We start from the raw sequence: 14061 nt of genomic DNA on the forward strand, positions 1-14061 counted from the left end.
ACCGTATACACTCCAACGGATTCTGCCATGCCAAAGGAATAGTCCGCCATGCGCCTGTCCATATCGAAGCTGCCGCGTCCGCTGGGCGCGCTGCTGTTCTCATCCTTCCTGGCCTTCCAGGCCGGAGCCGCCAGCCTGCCGGCTGGCGTCACGGAGGCCGCCTCGATCGAGGGCATCACCGAATACCGCCTCAGCAACGGCCTGCGCGTCCTGCTGGTTCCCGACGAATCCAAGCCCTCGACCACGGTCAACATGACCTACCTGGTCGGCTCGCGCAACGAGAACTACGGCCAGACCGGCATGGCCCACCTGCTCGAACACATGCTGTTCAAGGGCACCTCCACCACGCGCAACGCCATGGGCGAGTTCTCGCGCCGCGGCCTGCAGGCCAACGGCTCGACCTCCAGCGACCGCACCAACTATTTCGCCAGCTTCGCCGCCAACCCCGACACCCTCAAGTGGTACCTGGGCTGGCAGGCCGACGCCATGGTCAATTCCCTGATCGCCAAGGAAGACCTCGATTCCGAAATGACCGTCGTGCGCAACGAGATGGAAAGCGGCGAGAACAGCCCCTTCCGCATCCTCATGCAGAAGATGCAGGCGGCCGCGTTCCAATGGCACAGCTACGGCAAGAACACCATCGGCGCCCGCTCCGACGTCGAGAACGTCGACATCGGCCAGCTGCGCGCCTTCTATCACGAGTACTACCAGCCCGACAACGCGGTGCTGATCGTGGCCGGCAAGTTCGATCCGCAGGCCACGCTGGCCGACATCGAGGCCACGCTGGGCAAGCTGCCCAAGCCCGACCGCAAGCTGCCGCCGGAATACACCGTCGAACCGGCCCAGGACGGCGAGCGCGCCGTCACGCTGCGCCGCGCCGGCGGCACGCCGCTGGTCGCCGCGATGTACCACATCCCGGCCGCCGGCAGCACCGACTTCGTGCCGTTCGACCTGGCCACCACCATCCTGGCCGACACGCCTTCGGGCCGCCTCTACCACGCGCTGGTGCCGACCAAGCTGGCCTCGGGCGTGTTCGGCTTCACCATGGAAAACCTGGATCCGGGCCTGGCGATGTTCGCCGCCCAGCTGACCCCGGGCAAGAGCCAGGACGCCGCCATGAAGGCGCTGACCGGCACGCTCGAAGCGCTCGGCAAGAAGCCCTTCACCCAGCAGGAACTGGACCGCGCGCGCAGCAAGTGGCTGACCTCGTGGGAACAGACCTACAGCGATCCCGAGCAGGTCGGCGTGGCGCTGTCCGAAGCCATCGCCGCCGGCGACTGGCGCCTGTTCTTCCTGCAACGCGACCGCGCCCGCAAGGCCACGCTGGCCGAAGTGCAGCAGGCCGCCACCACCTACCTGGTGCAGAGCAACCGCATCGAGGGCCGCTACATCCCGACCGAAAAGCCGGTGCGCGCGCCGCAGACGCAACGCGTCGACCTGACCGCGGTGTTCAAGGACTACAAGGGCGACCCCGACTTCAAGGCCGCGTCCGCCTTCGATCCCACGCCGCAGAACATCGACCGCCTGACCCAGCGCAAGACGCTCGACCTGCCCAACGGCCCGGTGCAACTGGCGCTGCTGCCCAAGGCCACGCGCGGCAACCGCGTGCAGGCGCAGATGCTGATCCAGTTCGGCAACGAGAAAGACCTGCTGGGCCAGCGCGTGAATTCCAGCGCCGTGGCCGACCTGCTGACGCGCGGCACCGCCAAGCTGTCGCGCCAGGACATCCAGGACCGCCTCGACAAGCTGCAGGCCGAGCTCGGTTTCAGCGGCGGCGGCACCACGCTCAAGATCGCCATGTCGACCAAGCGTGAAAACCTGCCCGAGCTGACCCGCCTGGCGCTGGACATCGTGCGCAACGCCAACTTCCCCAAGGAACAGCTCGAGGAATACCAGCGCCAGCTCGAGACCTCGATCCAGAACGCCATGACCGAGCCGCAGGCCCTGGCCGGACGCGCCCTGGCGCGCCAGGACAATCCGTGGCCCGCCGATGACCTGCGCTACGTGCCCACGTTCGACGAATCGCTGGCCAGCATCCGCGCGCTGAACCGCGACGCGCTGGTCAAGTTCCACGCCAAGTTCTACGGCGCCGGCAAGATCGAGTACTCGGCGGTCGGCGATTTCGAGCCCGAGGCCGTCGAAAAGGCCGTCAAGGATGGCCTGGCCGGCTGGAAGCGCGCCCCCGCCTACACGCGTGTCGGCAATCCGTACCGCGACATCCCCGCCAAGCAGTTCGACATCGCGACCCCGGACAAGGCCAACGCGTTCTACATCTCGCGCATGCCCCTGAAGCTGCAGGACAGCGATGCCGACTACGCGGCGCTGTACCTGGCCAACTACCTGTTCGGCGCCTCGGAAACCTCGCGCCTGTGGAACCGCGTGCGTGAAACCGAGGGCCTGTCCTACAACGTGCGCAGCTCGCTGTCGGTCTCGTCGTTCGAACCCAGCGCCAGCTGGACCATGTACGCCATCTACGCGCCGCAGAACCGCGAGCGCCTGGAAAAGGCCATCGGCGAGGAACTGGCACGCGTGCTCAAGGACGGTTTCAGCGACAAGGAGGTCTCCGACGGCATCACCGCCCTGCTGAACTACCGCAACCTGGCCCGCGCCCAGGACGACGTGCTGGCCGGCACCTGGCTCGACTACCTGCAGCGCGGCCGCACCTTCGAATGGTCGGCCGAGATGGACAAGAAGATCAGCGCCCTCACGCCCGACACGGTCAACGCGGCATTGCGCAAGTACCTGCGCCCCGACGGCTTCAGCACTGCCGTCGCCGGCGACTTCAAGAAAAAGGCGCCCTGAGCGCCACGCCCTCCCGGCGTCTCGAGCCCCTGCCCCGGCAGGGGCTTTTTTTTTGCCCACACGTTCCGGCCTTGCCCGTCGGTTCCCTACCTAGAATTGAAAAAACCATGCCACAAGTGGGTAGATAGCCCTATACGGCATTTATTACACGGTTATTTGGAAAGATGTTTTCAAGATATCAGGGTTTATCCCAAGTGGGATGACGCGCACAATTCAGTCATCGGGAACAAACAACGAACCACGACGGAGGGCCGCCGGATTCGGCCCCGTTTAAAACGAATTGGAGGTCATTATGAAAACCCTGACAACTACCCTGCTGATTTCCCTAGCCCTGGTGGGCGCTGGCGCCCAAGCCGCCGGAGTCGAGCAGGCCAAGTCGAGCGCCCAGGTGGCGACCGAATTGCAACAGGCCAAGATCAGCGGCCAATACACCTTCGGCGAGCTGGACTATCCGCCCGCCCTGCCCCAGGCCGCCAGCCTGAGCGCGCAGGAAGTGCAAGCCCAGCTGCAACAAGCCAAGACCAGCGGCGAATACACCTTCGGCGAACTGCAATACCCGCCCGTCAAGGCGGCGGCCAGCGTCAAGACGCGCGCCGATGTCCAGCAGGAACTCGCCCAGGCCAAGGCCAGCGGCCAGTACACGTTCGGCGAACTCGAATACCCGCCGATCACCCGGTGAGCTGCTTGCTGTAGCCCGGCCGGCCCCGGGCGGCATCATGGTTCGGGGTCGGTTTTTTCAGGCCACAGCGGCGGATCTAGCAGTGGAAGTAGCAGTACCTGTAGTTAGGCAGTACGCAGTCTGTTTTGGAAGTAGCAGTGCCTGTAGTCAGCAGTACGCAGTCTGAAGCAAGAAGTTGCAGTACCTGCAGTGAAACCGCGGCGCAAGCCGCGGTTTTTTTTCGCCCCGGCGATTGCCCCGCCCAATGAAATCGGCCCAGGATCCGGATGCCTCCAGACCCTGGGCCGCGCTCCGCCAATACGGCGGGATTCAGCTCAGCCGATTCAGCTGAAGAACTCCTTGACGCGATCGGTCCAGGACTTGCTTTGCGGCGAGTGGCGGTCGCCCCCGTCGTTCAGCGAGGCCTCGAACTGGCGCAGGATGTTCTTCTGGTCGTCGCTCAGGCGCACCGGCGTCTCGACCACCACGTGGCAGTACAGGTCGCCCGGATAGCTGCCGCGCACGCCGCGGATGCCCTTGCCGCGCAGACGGAAGGTCTTGCCGGACTGCGTGCCTTCGGGAATCGAGATCTCGGCCTTGCCGCCCAGCGTCGGCACCTGCAGTTCGCCGCCCAGCGCCGCCGTGGTGAACGGGATGGTCAGCTCGCAGTGCAGGTCGTCGCCGTCGCGCTGGAAGATCTTGTGCTGCTTGATGTGGATTTCCACATACAGGTCGCCCGGAGGGCCGCCATTGATGCCGGGCTCGCCATTGCCGCTGGAGCGGATGCGCATGCCGTCGTCGATGCCGGCCGGAATCTTGACCTGCAGGGTCTTGTTGCGGCGGATGCGGCCGACGCCATCGCAGGCCGCGCACGGATCGGTGATTTCCTTGCCATTGCCATGGCAGGTCGGGCAGGTCTGCTGGACGCTGAAGAAACCCTGCTGCATGCGCACCGCGCCGGAGCCGCCGCAGGTGCGGCAGGTCTTGGGCGAGGTGCCGGGCTTGGCGCCGGAACCGTGGCAGGTGTCGCAGTTTTCCCAGCTGGGCACGCGGATCTCGGTGTCGAAGCCGGCCGCGGCCTGCTCCAGCGTGATCTCCAGCGCGTACTTCAGGTCGGCGCCGCGATAGACCTGCGGACCGCCGCCGCGCCGGCCACCGCCGCCGCCGCCGAAGATCTCGCCGAAGATATCGCCAAAGGCGTCGGCGAATCCGCCGCCCATGCCGCCAGCGCCCATGCCCGCGGCGTTGGGGTCGACGCCCGCATGGCCGTAGCGGTCGTACGCGGCGCGCTTCTGTTCATCGCCCAGGACCTCGTAGGCCTCCTTGGCTTCCTTGAACTTCTCTTCGGCTTCCTTGCTGTCCGGATTGCGGTCCGGATGGTACTTCATGGCCAGCTTTCGATAGGCCTTCTTGAGTTCGTCGTCCGAGGCGTTTTTCGCCACGCCCAGGACTTCGTAATAGTCGCGTTTTGCCATGATCGATGGGCTCGGGGGAGAGCCTTCTTTTCAGTGCTACAGAATGAGTTCGCCCGGTAGGCGGATTTCTCCGGCTACCGGGCGGCAGAGGCAGGTCAGCGCCCGGCCATTATTGGTCGCGCTTGACTTCCTTGAAGTCGGCGTCGACGACATTGTCGTCCACCGGCTTCGCGTTGTCGGCGGCCTGCTGCTGGCCGGCGGCTTGCTGCGCCTGCATGTCGGCGTACATCTTTTCGCCGAGCTTCTGCGAGGCGGTCGAGAGGGCTTCGACCTTGGCGTCGATGGCGGCCTTGTCGCCGTCCTTCAACGTTTCTTCCAGCGCCTTGATGGCCGCCTCGATGCCTTCCTTCTCGGACGCCTCGAGCTTGTCGCCGTATTCGGTCAGCGACTTGCGGGTGGCGTGCACCAGGGCATCGGCCTGGTTGCGCGACTGGGCCAGTTCGGCGACGCGGTGATCTTCCTCGGCGTTGGCCTCGGCATCCTTGACCATGCGCTGGATCTCGTCTTCCGACAAACCCGAGTTGGCCTTGATGGTGATCTTGTTTTCCTTGCCGGTGCCCTTGTCCTTGGCCGACACGTGCAGGATGCCGTTGGCGTCGATGTCGAACGTGACTTCGATCTGCGGCATGCCACGCGGCGACGGCGGGATTCCTTCGAGGTTGAACTCGCCCAGGGCCTTGTTGCCCGCGGCGATTTCACGCTCGCCCTGGAACACCTTGATCGTCACGGCCGGCTGGTTGTCGTCGGCGGTCGAGAAGGTCTGCGAGAAGCGGGTCGGGATGGTCGTGTTCTTCTGGATCATCTTGGTCATCACGCCGCCCAGGGTTTCAATACCCAGGGACAGGGGGGTGACGTCCAGCAGCAGCACGTCCTTGCGATCGCCCGACAGCACGGAACCCTGGATGGCGGCGCCAGCGGCGACGGCTTCGTCGGGGTTCACGTCCTTGCGCGGATCCTTGCCGAAGAATTCCTTCACCTTTTCCTGGACCTTGGGCATGCGGGTCATGCCGCCGACCAGGATCACGTCGTCGATGTCGGAAACCTTCACGCCGGCGTCCTTGATGGCCACGCGGCAGGGTTCGATGGTGCGTTCGATCAGTTCCTCGACCAGCGCTTCCAGCTTGGCGCGCGTGATCTTCAGGTTCAGGTGCTTCGGACCCGAGGCGTCGGCCGTGATGTACGGCAGGTTGATCTCGGTCTGCTGCGCCGACGACAGTTCGATCTTGGCCTTTTCAGCGGCTTCCTTCAGGCGCTGCAGGGCCAGCACGTCCTTGGACAGATCAACGCCTTGTTCCTTCTTGAACTCGGAGATGATGTAGTCGATGATGCGCTGGTCGAAGTCTTCGCCGCCCAGGAAGGTGTCGCCGTTGGTCGACAGCACTTCGAACTGCTTTTCGCCATCGACGTCGGCGATTTCGATGATCGAGACGTCGAACGTGCCGCCGCCCAGGTCATACACGGCGATCTTGCGGTCGCCCTTTTCGGTCTTGTCCAGGCCGAAGGCCAGCGCGGCCGCGGTCGGCTCGTTGATGATGCGCTTGACTTCCAGGCCGGCAATGCGGCCGGCGTCCTTGGTGGCCTGGCGCTGGCTGTCGTTGAAGTACGCCGGCACCGTGATGACGGCCTCGGTCACTTCCTCGCCCAGGTAGTCCTCGGCGGTCTTCTTCATCTTGCGCAGCACGTCGGCCGACACTTGGGGAGGCGCCATCTTCTTGCCGCGCACTTCCACCCAGGCGTCGCCGTTGTCGGCCTTGACGATGGCATAGGGCATCAGGTTGATGTCCTTCTGCACCGCCTTTTCCTCGAACTTGCGGCCGATCAGGCGCTTCACCGCGTACAGCGTGTTGCGCGGGTTGGTCACGGCCTGGCGCTTGGCGGGCGCGCCAACCAGCGTTTCGCCGTCGTCCATGTAGGCGACGATCGACGGGGTGGTGCGGGCGCCTTCGGCGTTTTCGATGATCTTGACCTGACCGCCGTCCATGACAGCCACGCAGCTGTTGGTCGTGCCCAGGTCGATGCCAATAATTTTGCTCATGGTCGGGTTACCTTGGATAAATCTGTGAAATTGGAGAGAAATTTCCTGTCCCCACATAACTGGGGCTGCCCGCAGGGTTTTTCAAGACGCCTGGCTGGAATTTTCCGCCGGCGTTTCCTGCAGGCGCCGGATCGCCGCCGTGAACTGGGGCAATCCGGGCCAACCGGTGATGCGGCCGAGCCGTTTTCCGGCCCGGTAAAGCACAAAAGTGGGGACGCCATGCAGGGAAAAGCGGCGGCCCAGCGGCTCGTCGGCGTACACATCCGCCTCGAACCAGCTCAGCCCCAGGCCCAGCAGGGTGTCCTGGTGCAGCAGCGCCGCCTGCTTGAAGAGATTGCAGTTATAGCAATCCTGGCCCCACAGGAACACGCAGCGCAGGTCCGATCCCGGCGCCTGGACCACGGCGGCGTCGAATCCCGCGGTATCGACATGACGCATGCCGAACACCGCGAAGACCTGGGCCGGGTCGAACCTGGGATCGGTCATGGCGCGTCGTCCGCTCAGCCTTGGCCGGCGGACACCACCACCAGGGCCGGACGCAGCGTGCGGTCGGCGATGGCGTAACCTTTCTGCAGCACCTGCACCACCGTGTTGGCGGGCTGGTCGGTCGGGATCGACGAAATCGCCTGGTGCTGGTGCGGATCGAACTTGTCGCCCTGGACCGGCGCGATTTCCTTGAGCATGTTGCGCTCGAAGGCGGCGGCCAGCTGCTTGAGCGTGACTTCGACGCCTTCACGCAGCGTGTCCACGGTCTGGTCGGCCTGGGCCAGCGCGGCCTCGAGGCTGTCCTTGACCGGCACCAGGCTTTCCGCGAACGACTCGATGCCGAACTTGCGTGCCTTGGACACTTCTTCCTGGGCACGGCGGCGCACGTTCTCGGCCTCGGCGCGGATGCGCAGAAGCTGGTCATGCTGCTCATTGACGGTAGCCTGGGCCGCGTCCAGCTGGGCGCGCAACTCGTTCAGCTCGGCCTGCGCGGCGTCCTGGGCGGCGGGGGCCGCGTCGGCATCGTTGCCGAATCCGGGCGTCTGATCTACAGGCTCGTTGGGTGCCGTCATGGGGAATCCTCCAAAAAGAATGGCTTTCGCAGACATGAATGGGGGCCAATACCCCTATTTCAAGCCCGGGAAAGCAAATATTCCCCGTCGCGCAGCGCCACCGCGGCAACCGGCAGCCACCCAGGAAAATCCGGAAAAATCCGCCAAAACCCCAGCTTCACCCGCGAACCGCACGGAAAACCGGCATTTCAGCAGATCCGCCGATGCCAGGGACAGGTCATTTCTTGTGCGGCTGCGCCGGCGCGACGGCGTCACTGGCGGGAAAGCTCTCTTTCAGGGCGCGGTCGACGCGCGGATCGTCGTCCGGCTCCGGATTGATCGCGATGGGATCGCTGGCGGGAAAGGTCTCGGCCAGCGCCTCGTCCAGCTCGTGCTCGACCTGATCCTCCTCCACCGGGGTACTGACGTTCCCCTTTTTCACAATCTTGCCCGTCTTGGGATCATGGTGCATGCGCCCTCTCCTTCAAGTCCGTGAATGTGTGGGCCATCCCTGCAAGTGTCGTGCCGTCAGGGTGGCCAACCCCGCGATCCAGGCCGGATCGTCATTGAGCGCCGGGATGTAACGGAACTGCTTGCCGCCCGCGCCGACAAAGGCGTCGCGGCACTCCAGGCTGATCTCTTCCAGGGTTTCCAGACAGTCTGCCACAAATCCCGGACACACCACATCCACCTCGGTGATGCCCGAGGCGGCCAGCGCCTTGAGGGTCGGTTCGGTGTAGGGCTCGAGCCAGCGGGCGGTGCCGAAGCGGCTCTGGAAGGTCACCTCGATCTGCTCGCGCGGCAGCGATAGCCGCTGCGACAGCAGCCGCGCGGTTTCCATGCAGTCGCGGTAGTACGGATCGCCCAGTTCGATGGAATAGCGCGGCAGGCCATGGAAGCTCATGACCAGCTTCTGCGGCTTGCCATGCTCGCGCCAGTACGCCTCGATACGGGCGGCCAGCGGGTCGAGATAGATGGGATCCTCGTGGAACCGCTTGATGAAGCGCATTTCCGGCTGGTCGCGCAGCCGGCCGGCGTGGCGCGTCACGGCATCGACCACGGTGGCCGACGTGCTGGCGGCGTATTGCGGATACAGCGGCACGGTCAGGATGCGTTCGCAGCCCTGCGCCCGCAGCCGCGAGATGGCGTCGGGAATCGACGGGTTGCCGTAGCGCATGCCCAGTTCCACCACCGCCTCGACCCCGGCCGCGGTCAACGCGGCCTGCACGCCTTCGGCCTGGCGGCGGCTGTAGACCATCAGCGGCGAGCCTTCCTTGAGCCAGACGCCGGCGTAGCGGGGTTCCAGTTTCTTCGGGCGCATCGTCAGCACCAGGCCGTGCAGGATCGGCTTCCACAGATAGCGCGGAATCTCGATCACGCGCGGGTCCGACAGGAATTCGCCCAGGTACTTGCGGATGTCCTTCTTGCCCGGGGTGTCGGGCGTGCCCAGGTTCACCAGCAGCACGCCGACCTTGCCCGGCGCGCGCGGCGGCGGGTCTTCATTGAAGGGGTCGTCCTGCTCGATTTCAGGCAGGTAGCGTTCAGGCCAGAGATACTTGAACAGGCGAAGAAACACAAAAACTCCCCTTCCTCCGCAAGGAGGATGTCGGTTCGAATGGAACTACTGGTTGTGGCTGAGGGCGTTGGACAGCAGGCGCGCCGTGATGTCCACGATGGGAATCACGCGTTCGTAGGCCATGCGGGTCGGACCGATCACGCCGAGCGTGCCGACCACCTTGCCGTCCACGCCGTAGGGCGCGGTGATCACCGAGACTTCTTCCATCGGCACCAGCTGCGAATCGCCGCCGATGTAGATCTGCACGCCTTGCGCGCGGCTCGACACATCGAGCAGCTGCAGCAGGTCGGTCTTCTTTTCGAATAGCGAGAACATCTTGCGCAGGCGGTCCATGTCGGAGGCGATGTCGGTGACGTCGAGCAGCTTGCGCTCGCCCGAAATGACCACGGCGTCGCCGTCCTCGGCCGCTTCGGCGCTGGCCTCGACCGCCGCCTGCATCAGCCGCGAGATGTCTTCGCGCAGCTGGGCCAGCTCGGTGGACAGGGTGCGCCGCACCGCGTCGAAGGACTTGCCGGCGAAATGGATGTTGAAGAAGTTGCCGGCCTCCAGCAGCTCGGCCTCGGCGTAGTCGCGCTGCACGAACAGGATGCGGTTCTGCACGTCGCCATCCGGGGTGACGATGATCAGCAGGACACGCTTGTCGGACAGGCGGATGAATTCGATCTGGCGGAACACCTGGGCGCGCTTGGGCGTCAGCACCACGCCGGCGAACTGCGTCAGGTTCGACAGCAGCGCCGCCGCGGCATTGACCGCGCGGGTGGGTTCGGCCGCCGCCAGCATGTCGCCCATGTTGTGCGGTTCGAGCTGGTAGGACTGCACCGCCAGCAGCGAATCGACGAACATGCGGTAGCCGCGCGGCGTCGGAATGCGCCCCGCGGAAGTGTGCGGACTGTGGATCAGGCCCAGCTCTTCCAGGTCCGCCATGACGTTGCGGATGGTGGCGGGCGACAGGTCGAAGACCTTCGATAGCGTCCGCGAGCCGACTGGTTGCCCATCGGCGATGTAGCGTTCGATCAACGCTTTCAGTAATGCGCGTGCGCGGTCATCCATAGCGCGTATTTTAGGGAATCTTTTCCAATTAAGGCGATTTTTGTCCCGCAAGCCGATATGCGGCCCCATATAATCGGCTAACGGGCCCGATTCCGGACCAATTTCGCTTTTTCTGATTCGCCTCGCCACCATGCACTTTCCTACCGTCGCGCTGATCGGCAGATACCAGGACGCCGGCCTGGCCACTCCGCTAAGGGCGCTCGCGCACGCGCTCACGCAGGCCGGGCGGCAGGTGCTCGTCGACGCCGACACGGCCCGCAACACCGGGCTCACGGAATACCCGGTCGCCACCTACGAGCAGATCGGCCAGGACGCCTCGCTGGCCGTGGTCATGGGCGGCGACGGCACGGTGCTGGGCGCGGCCCGCCACCTGGCGCCCTTCGGCGTGCCGCTGGTCGGCATCAACCACGGCCACCTCGGCTTCATCACCGACATCCCGGTGCAGGACGCGCACGACGCGCTGGCGCGCGTGCTGGAAGGCAACTTCCAGATCGAGGAACGCATGCTGCTCGAAGGCAGCGTGTGGCGCGGCGACCAGCAGATGTACGCGGCCTCGGCGCTCAACGACGTGGTGCTGAACCGCGCCGGACGCGGCGGCATGATCGAAGTGCGCGTCGAACTCGACGGCGCCTTCATGTACACGCAGCGCGCCGACGGCCTGATCATCGCCACGCCCACCGGCTCGACCGCCTACGCGCTGTCGGCCAACGGTCCGATCCTGCACCCCGGCATGAACGCCATGGTGCTGGTGCCGGTGGCGCCGCAAACGCTGTCGAACCGCCCCATCGTGATCCCCGACAGCGGCGTGCTCAACATGACGCTCACCGCCATGGGCCGGGTCGAGGTCGGCGCCAGCGTGCACTTCGACATGCAGACCTGGTCCGACCTGCAACCCGGCGACCGCATCGTCGTGCAGCGCGCACCCTACACCATCCGCTTCGTGCATCCGGAAGGCTACAGCTTCTTTTCCACCCTGCGCCGCAAGCTGCACTGGAACCTGATGCCGCAAGCCACCGACAACGTAGAGTAGTAAGCGCCCCGACATGCTGCGCACCCTGCACATCCGCGACTTCGTCATCGTCGAGCAGACCGAGATCCATTTCGGTCCCGGCTTCACCGTCTTCTCCGGCGAGACCGGCGCCGGCAAATCCATTCTCATCGACGCGCTGGCGCTGGCGCTGGGCGAACGTGGCGACGTCAGCGTGCTGCGTGAAGGCGCCGCGCGCGCCGACATCACCGCCGTCTTCGACACGCCGCCGGCGCTGAACGCCTGGCTGGCCGAACGCGAGATCGACGCCGACGAGGAACTGTCGCTGCGCCGCGTGATCGACGCGCAGGGCCGCAGCCGCGCCTACATCAATGGCACGCCGGCCACGGTCGCGCAACTGCGCGAACTGGGCGACAGCCTGGTCGACATCCACGGCCAGCACGCGCACCAGAGCCTGATGCGCCCCGAGGCCCAGCGCGACCTGCTGGACGCGCACGGCGGCCATGGCGACCTGCGCCAGGCCGTCGGCCAGGCCTGGAAGCAATGGCGCGCGCTGGCGCGCCAGCTCGAATCCGCCGAAAAGGATGCCGCCGGCCTGGCGACCGAACGCGAACGGCTGCAATGGCAGGTCGACGAACTCGACCGCCTGGGCCTGGCGCCGGACGAATGGGAATCGCTGCAGTCCGAGCACACGCGCCTGTCGCATTCGCAATCGCTGCTGGACGGCGCCACGCAGATCCTCGACGCGCTCGACGGCGAAGGCGACTCGGCCCACCATCGGCTGACCGCGGCCAATCACCGCATCCAGCAGATGCTGCGGCACGACACCGGCCTGCAGGGCATCTACGACGAACTCGAATCGGCCCGCATTGCCATCAGCGAAGCCGTGTCCGACCTGAACAACTACGTCAGCCGCGTCGATCTCGATCCGCGCAGACTGGCCGACCTCGAGGCGCGCCTGAGCGCGGTGTTCGAGACTGCGCGCAAGTTCCGCACCGAACCCGAAGGGCTGTGCGCGCTGCGCGACAGCCTGCACGCCGAGCTCTCGGCCCTGCAGGCCGCCGCCGACATCGACGCGCTGCGGGCCCAGGCGCAGGCGGCGCAGGCGCAGTACGACGCCGCCGCCGCCAAGCTCACCACGGCGCGCCGCAAGGTCGCCAAGGACCTCGGCAAGCAGGTCACCCAGGCGATGCAGACGCTGGCCATGCAAGGCGGCAAGTTCGAACCCACGCTGGCCGCGGCCGCCCCGTCGGCGCATGGCAACGAGCAGGTCGAATTCCTGGTGGCCGGCCACGCCGGCACCACGCCGCGGCCGCTGGCCAAGATCGCTTCCGGCGGCGAACTGTCGCGCATCTCGCTGGCGCTGTCGGTCATCGCCAGCCGCGCCGCGCGCGTGCCCACGCTGATCTTCGACGAAGTCGACAGCGGCGTCGGCGGCGCGGTGGCCGAAGCCGTCGGCAAGCTGCTGCGCGAACTGGGCGAGCGTCACCAGGTGCTGTGCGTCACCCACCTGCCGCAGGTCGCGGCCTGCGGCAACAACCAGTTCCTGGTCAGCAAGACCGAATCGCGCGGCACCACCCGCTCGCGCATCGAGGAACTCGACGACAGCGCCCGGGTCGAGGAAATCGCCCGCATGCTGGGCGGCATCAAGCTCACCGCCACCACCCGCGAACACGCCCGCGAAATGCTGGCCGGCATCGGCCGCGCACCGGCCTGAGCCGGCTGCCGTCCAGGCCCCAGCCTCGCCGCCCGCAGGCCGGTTGTCGGCCGTCCGAATCCAGGGGCTGCCCTTGCGCCGGCAACCCGTATCGCGCCAGCCCGTCGCCCGATTCAGTCCGGGAATAAAAAAAGCCCCTTCTTTGAGAAGGGGCTTTTGCTTTCACTGAACCACGGCGAGCGCGGCCGTGGTCAGGGTCGAACGCAGAAAAGCTCAGCGGCCTTTCAGGCAGCTGCCGCAGATGCCGTACAGCACCATGGCGTGGCTTTCCAGCGCGAAGCCGTTGTCCTTGGCGATCTTCTGCTGGCGCTTTTCGATGTCCGGGTCCGAGAATTCGACCACTTTGCCGCAGTTCGTGCAGATCAGGTGATCGTGGTGATCGCCGTCATTGAGCTCGAACACGGCCTTGCCGCTGTCGAACTGGCTGCGGGCAAGGATGCCGGCCTGTTCGAACTGGGTCAGCACACGATAGACGGTGGCCAGGCCGATCTCGACGTTTTCGCCGATCAGGGCACGGTAGACGTCTTCGGCGCTGAGGTGGCGCTGGTCAGACTTACGGAAGATATCAAGAATTTTCAGGCGCGGGAAAGTCGCCTTCAAACCCATGTTTTTCAGTTCGCTTTGGTCGCTCATGGTGTAATCGCTCTCCGTCCGCGTTGGCATGGGCAAGGATACCGGGTAACCGCGAGCCGGCTTCCCAGAATTCCTGCCGCCCCGCAGAAC

At 65.6% G+C, this 14061-nt stretch carries 12 protein-coding genes; 4 read left to right on the plus strand and 8 right to left on the minus strand.

Annotated features, from left to right (window positions below; translation table 11 throughout):
• Positions 1–48: 48 nt before the first annotated feature.
• Together I6I07_RS01155 and I6I07_RS01160 are read left to right on the plus strand one after the other, a co-directional pair.
• A complete protein-coding gene (locus I6I07_RS01155; RefSeq protein ID WP_198485420.1) occupies positions 49–2802 on the plus strand; it encodes a M16 family metallopeptidase in 2754 nt (917 codons plus the stop codon).
• Positions 2803–3094: 292 nt separating this feature from the next.
• On the plus strand, positions 3095–3481 hold the full coding sequence (locus I6I07_RS01160) for a DUF4148 domain-containing protein (protein WP_061072298.1): 387 nt from the start codon (positions 3095–3097) through the stop codon (positions 3479–3481).
• 323 nt (positions 3482–3804) lie between these two features.
• On the opposite strand, the gene dnaJ is transcribed toward I6I07_RS01160, so the two are convergent.
• The 7 genes from dnaJ to hrcA form a co-directional block, all read right to left on the minus strand.
• Entirely contained in the window at positions 3805–4935 is a 1131-nt protein-coding gene (gene dnaJ, locus I6I07_RS01165) for a molecular chaperone DnaJ (RefSeq protein WP_006393221.1), read from the minus strand.
• A gap of 109 nt (positions 4936–5044) precedes the next feature.
• Positions 5045–6970, minus strand: a complete 1926-nt coding sequence (gene dnaK, locus I6I07_RS01170; RefSeq protein WP_006393220.1) for a molecular chaperone DnaK — start codon at positions 6968–6970, stop codon at positions 5045–5047.
• Positions 6971–7051: 81 nt separating this feature from the next.
• Positions 7052–7456 carry a thioredoxin family protein gene (locus tag I6I07_RS01175; RefSeq protein ID WP_198485421.1) on the minus strand — a complete coding sequence of 135 codons (405 nt, stop codon included), beginning with the start codon at positions 7454–7456 and terminating at the stop codon, positions 7052–7054.
• A 14-nt stretch (positions 7457–7470) separates the two neighbouring features.
• Positions 7471–8028, minus strand: coding sequence for a nucleotide exchange factor GrpE (gene grpE / locus I6I07_RS01180; RefSeq protein WP_054432973.1), 558 nt, complete (start codon positions 8026–8028; stop codon positions 7471–7473).
• A 217-nt stretch (positions 8029–8245) separates the two neighbouring features.
• Positions 8246–8479: a hypothetical protein gene (locus I6I07_RS01185; RefSeq protein WP_198485422.1), complete on the minus strand. Its 234-nt coding sequence runs from the start codon at positions 8477–8479 to the stop codon at positions 8246–8248.
• Positions 8480–8491: 12 nt separating this feature from the next.
• Positions 8492–9583, minus strand: coding sequence for a ferrochelatase (hemH, locus tag I6I07_RS01190; RefSeq protein ID WP_198485423.1), 1092 nt, complete (start codon positions 9581–9583; stop codon positions 8492–8494).
• Between the two features lie 45 nt (positions 9584–9628).
• Positions 9629–10633, minus strand: coding sequence for a heat-inducible transcriptional repressor HrcA (gene hrcA / locus I6I07_RS01195; RefSeq protein ID WP_006393215.1), 1005 nt, complete (start codon positions 10631–10633; stop codon positions 9629–9631).
• 130 nt (positions 10634–10763) lie between these two features.
• Here hrcA and I6I07_RS01200 point away from each other — a divergent pair, with 130 nt between their 5' ends.
• Together I6I07_RS01200 and recN are read left to right on the plus strand one after the other, a co-directional pair.
• Complete coding sequence (locus I6I07_RS01200) at positions 10764–11663, plus strand: NAD kinase (protein WP_054432966.1); 900 nt, start codon at positions 10764–10766, stop codon at positions 11661–11663.
• A gap of 13 nt (positions 11664–11676) precedes the next feature.
• Entirely contained in the window at positions 11677–13338 is a 1662-nt protein-coding gene (gene recN / locus I6I07_RS01205; RefSeq protein ID WP_198485424.1) for a DNA repair protein RecN, read from the plus strand.
• A gap of 213 nt (positions 13339–13551) precedes the next feature.
• Here recN and fur read toward each other — a convergent pair whose 3' ends face one another.
• Positions 13552–13971, minus strand: a complete 420-nt coding sequence (gene fur / locus I6I07_RS01210) for a ferric iron uptake transcriptional regulator (RefSeq protein ID WP_006223539.1) — start codon at positions 13969–13971, stop codon at positions 13552–13554.
• Between the last annotated feature and the right edge of the window lie 90 nt (positions 13972–14061).

It is taken from the genome of Achromobacter deleyi (assembly GCF_016127315.1).
GTDB lineage: Bacteria > Pseudomonadota > Gammaproteobacteria > Burkholderiales > Burkholderiaceae_B > Achromobacter > Achromobacter insuavis_A.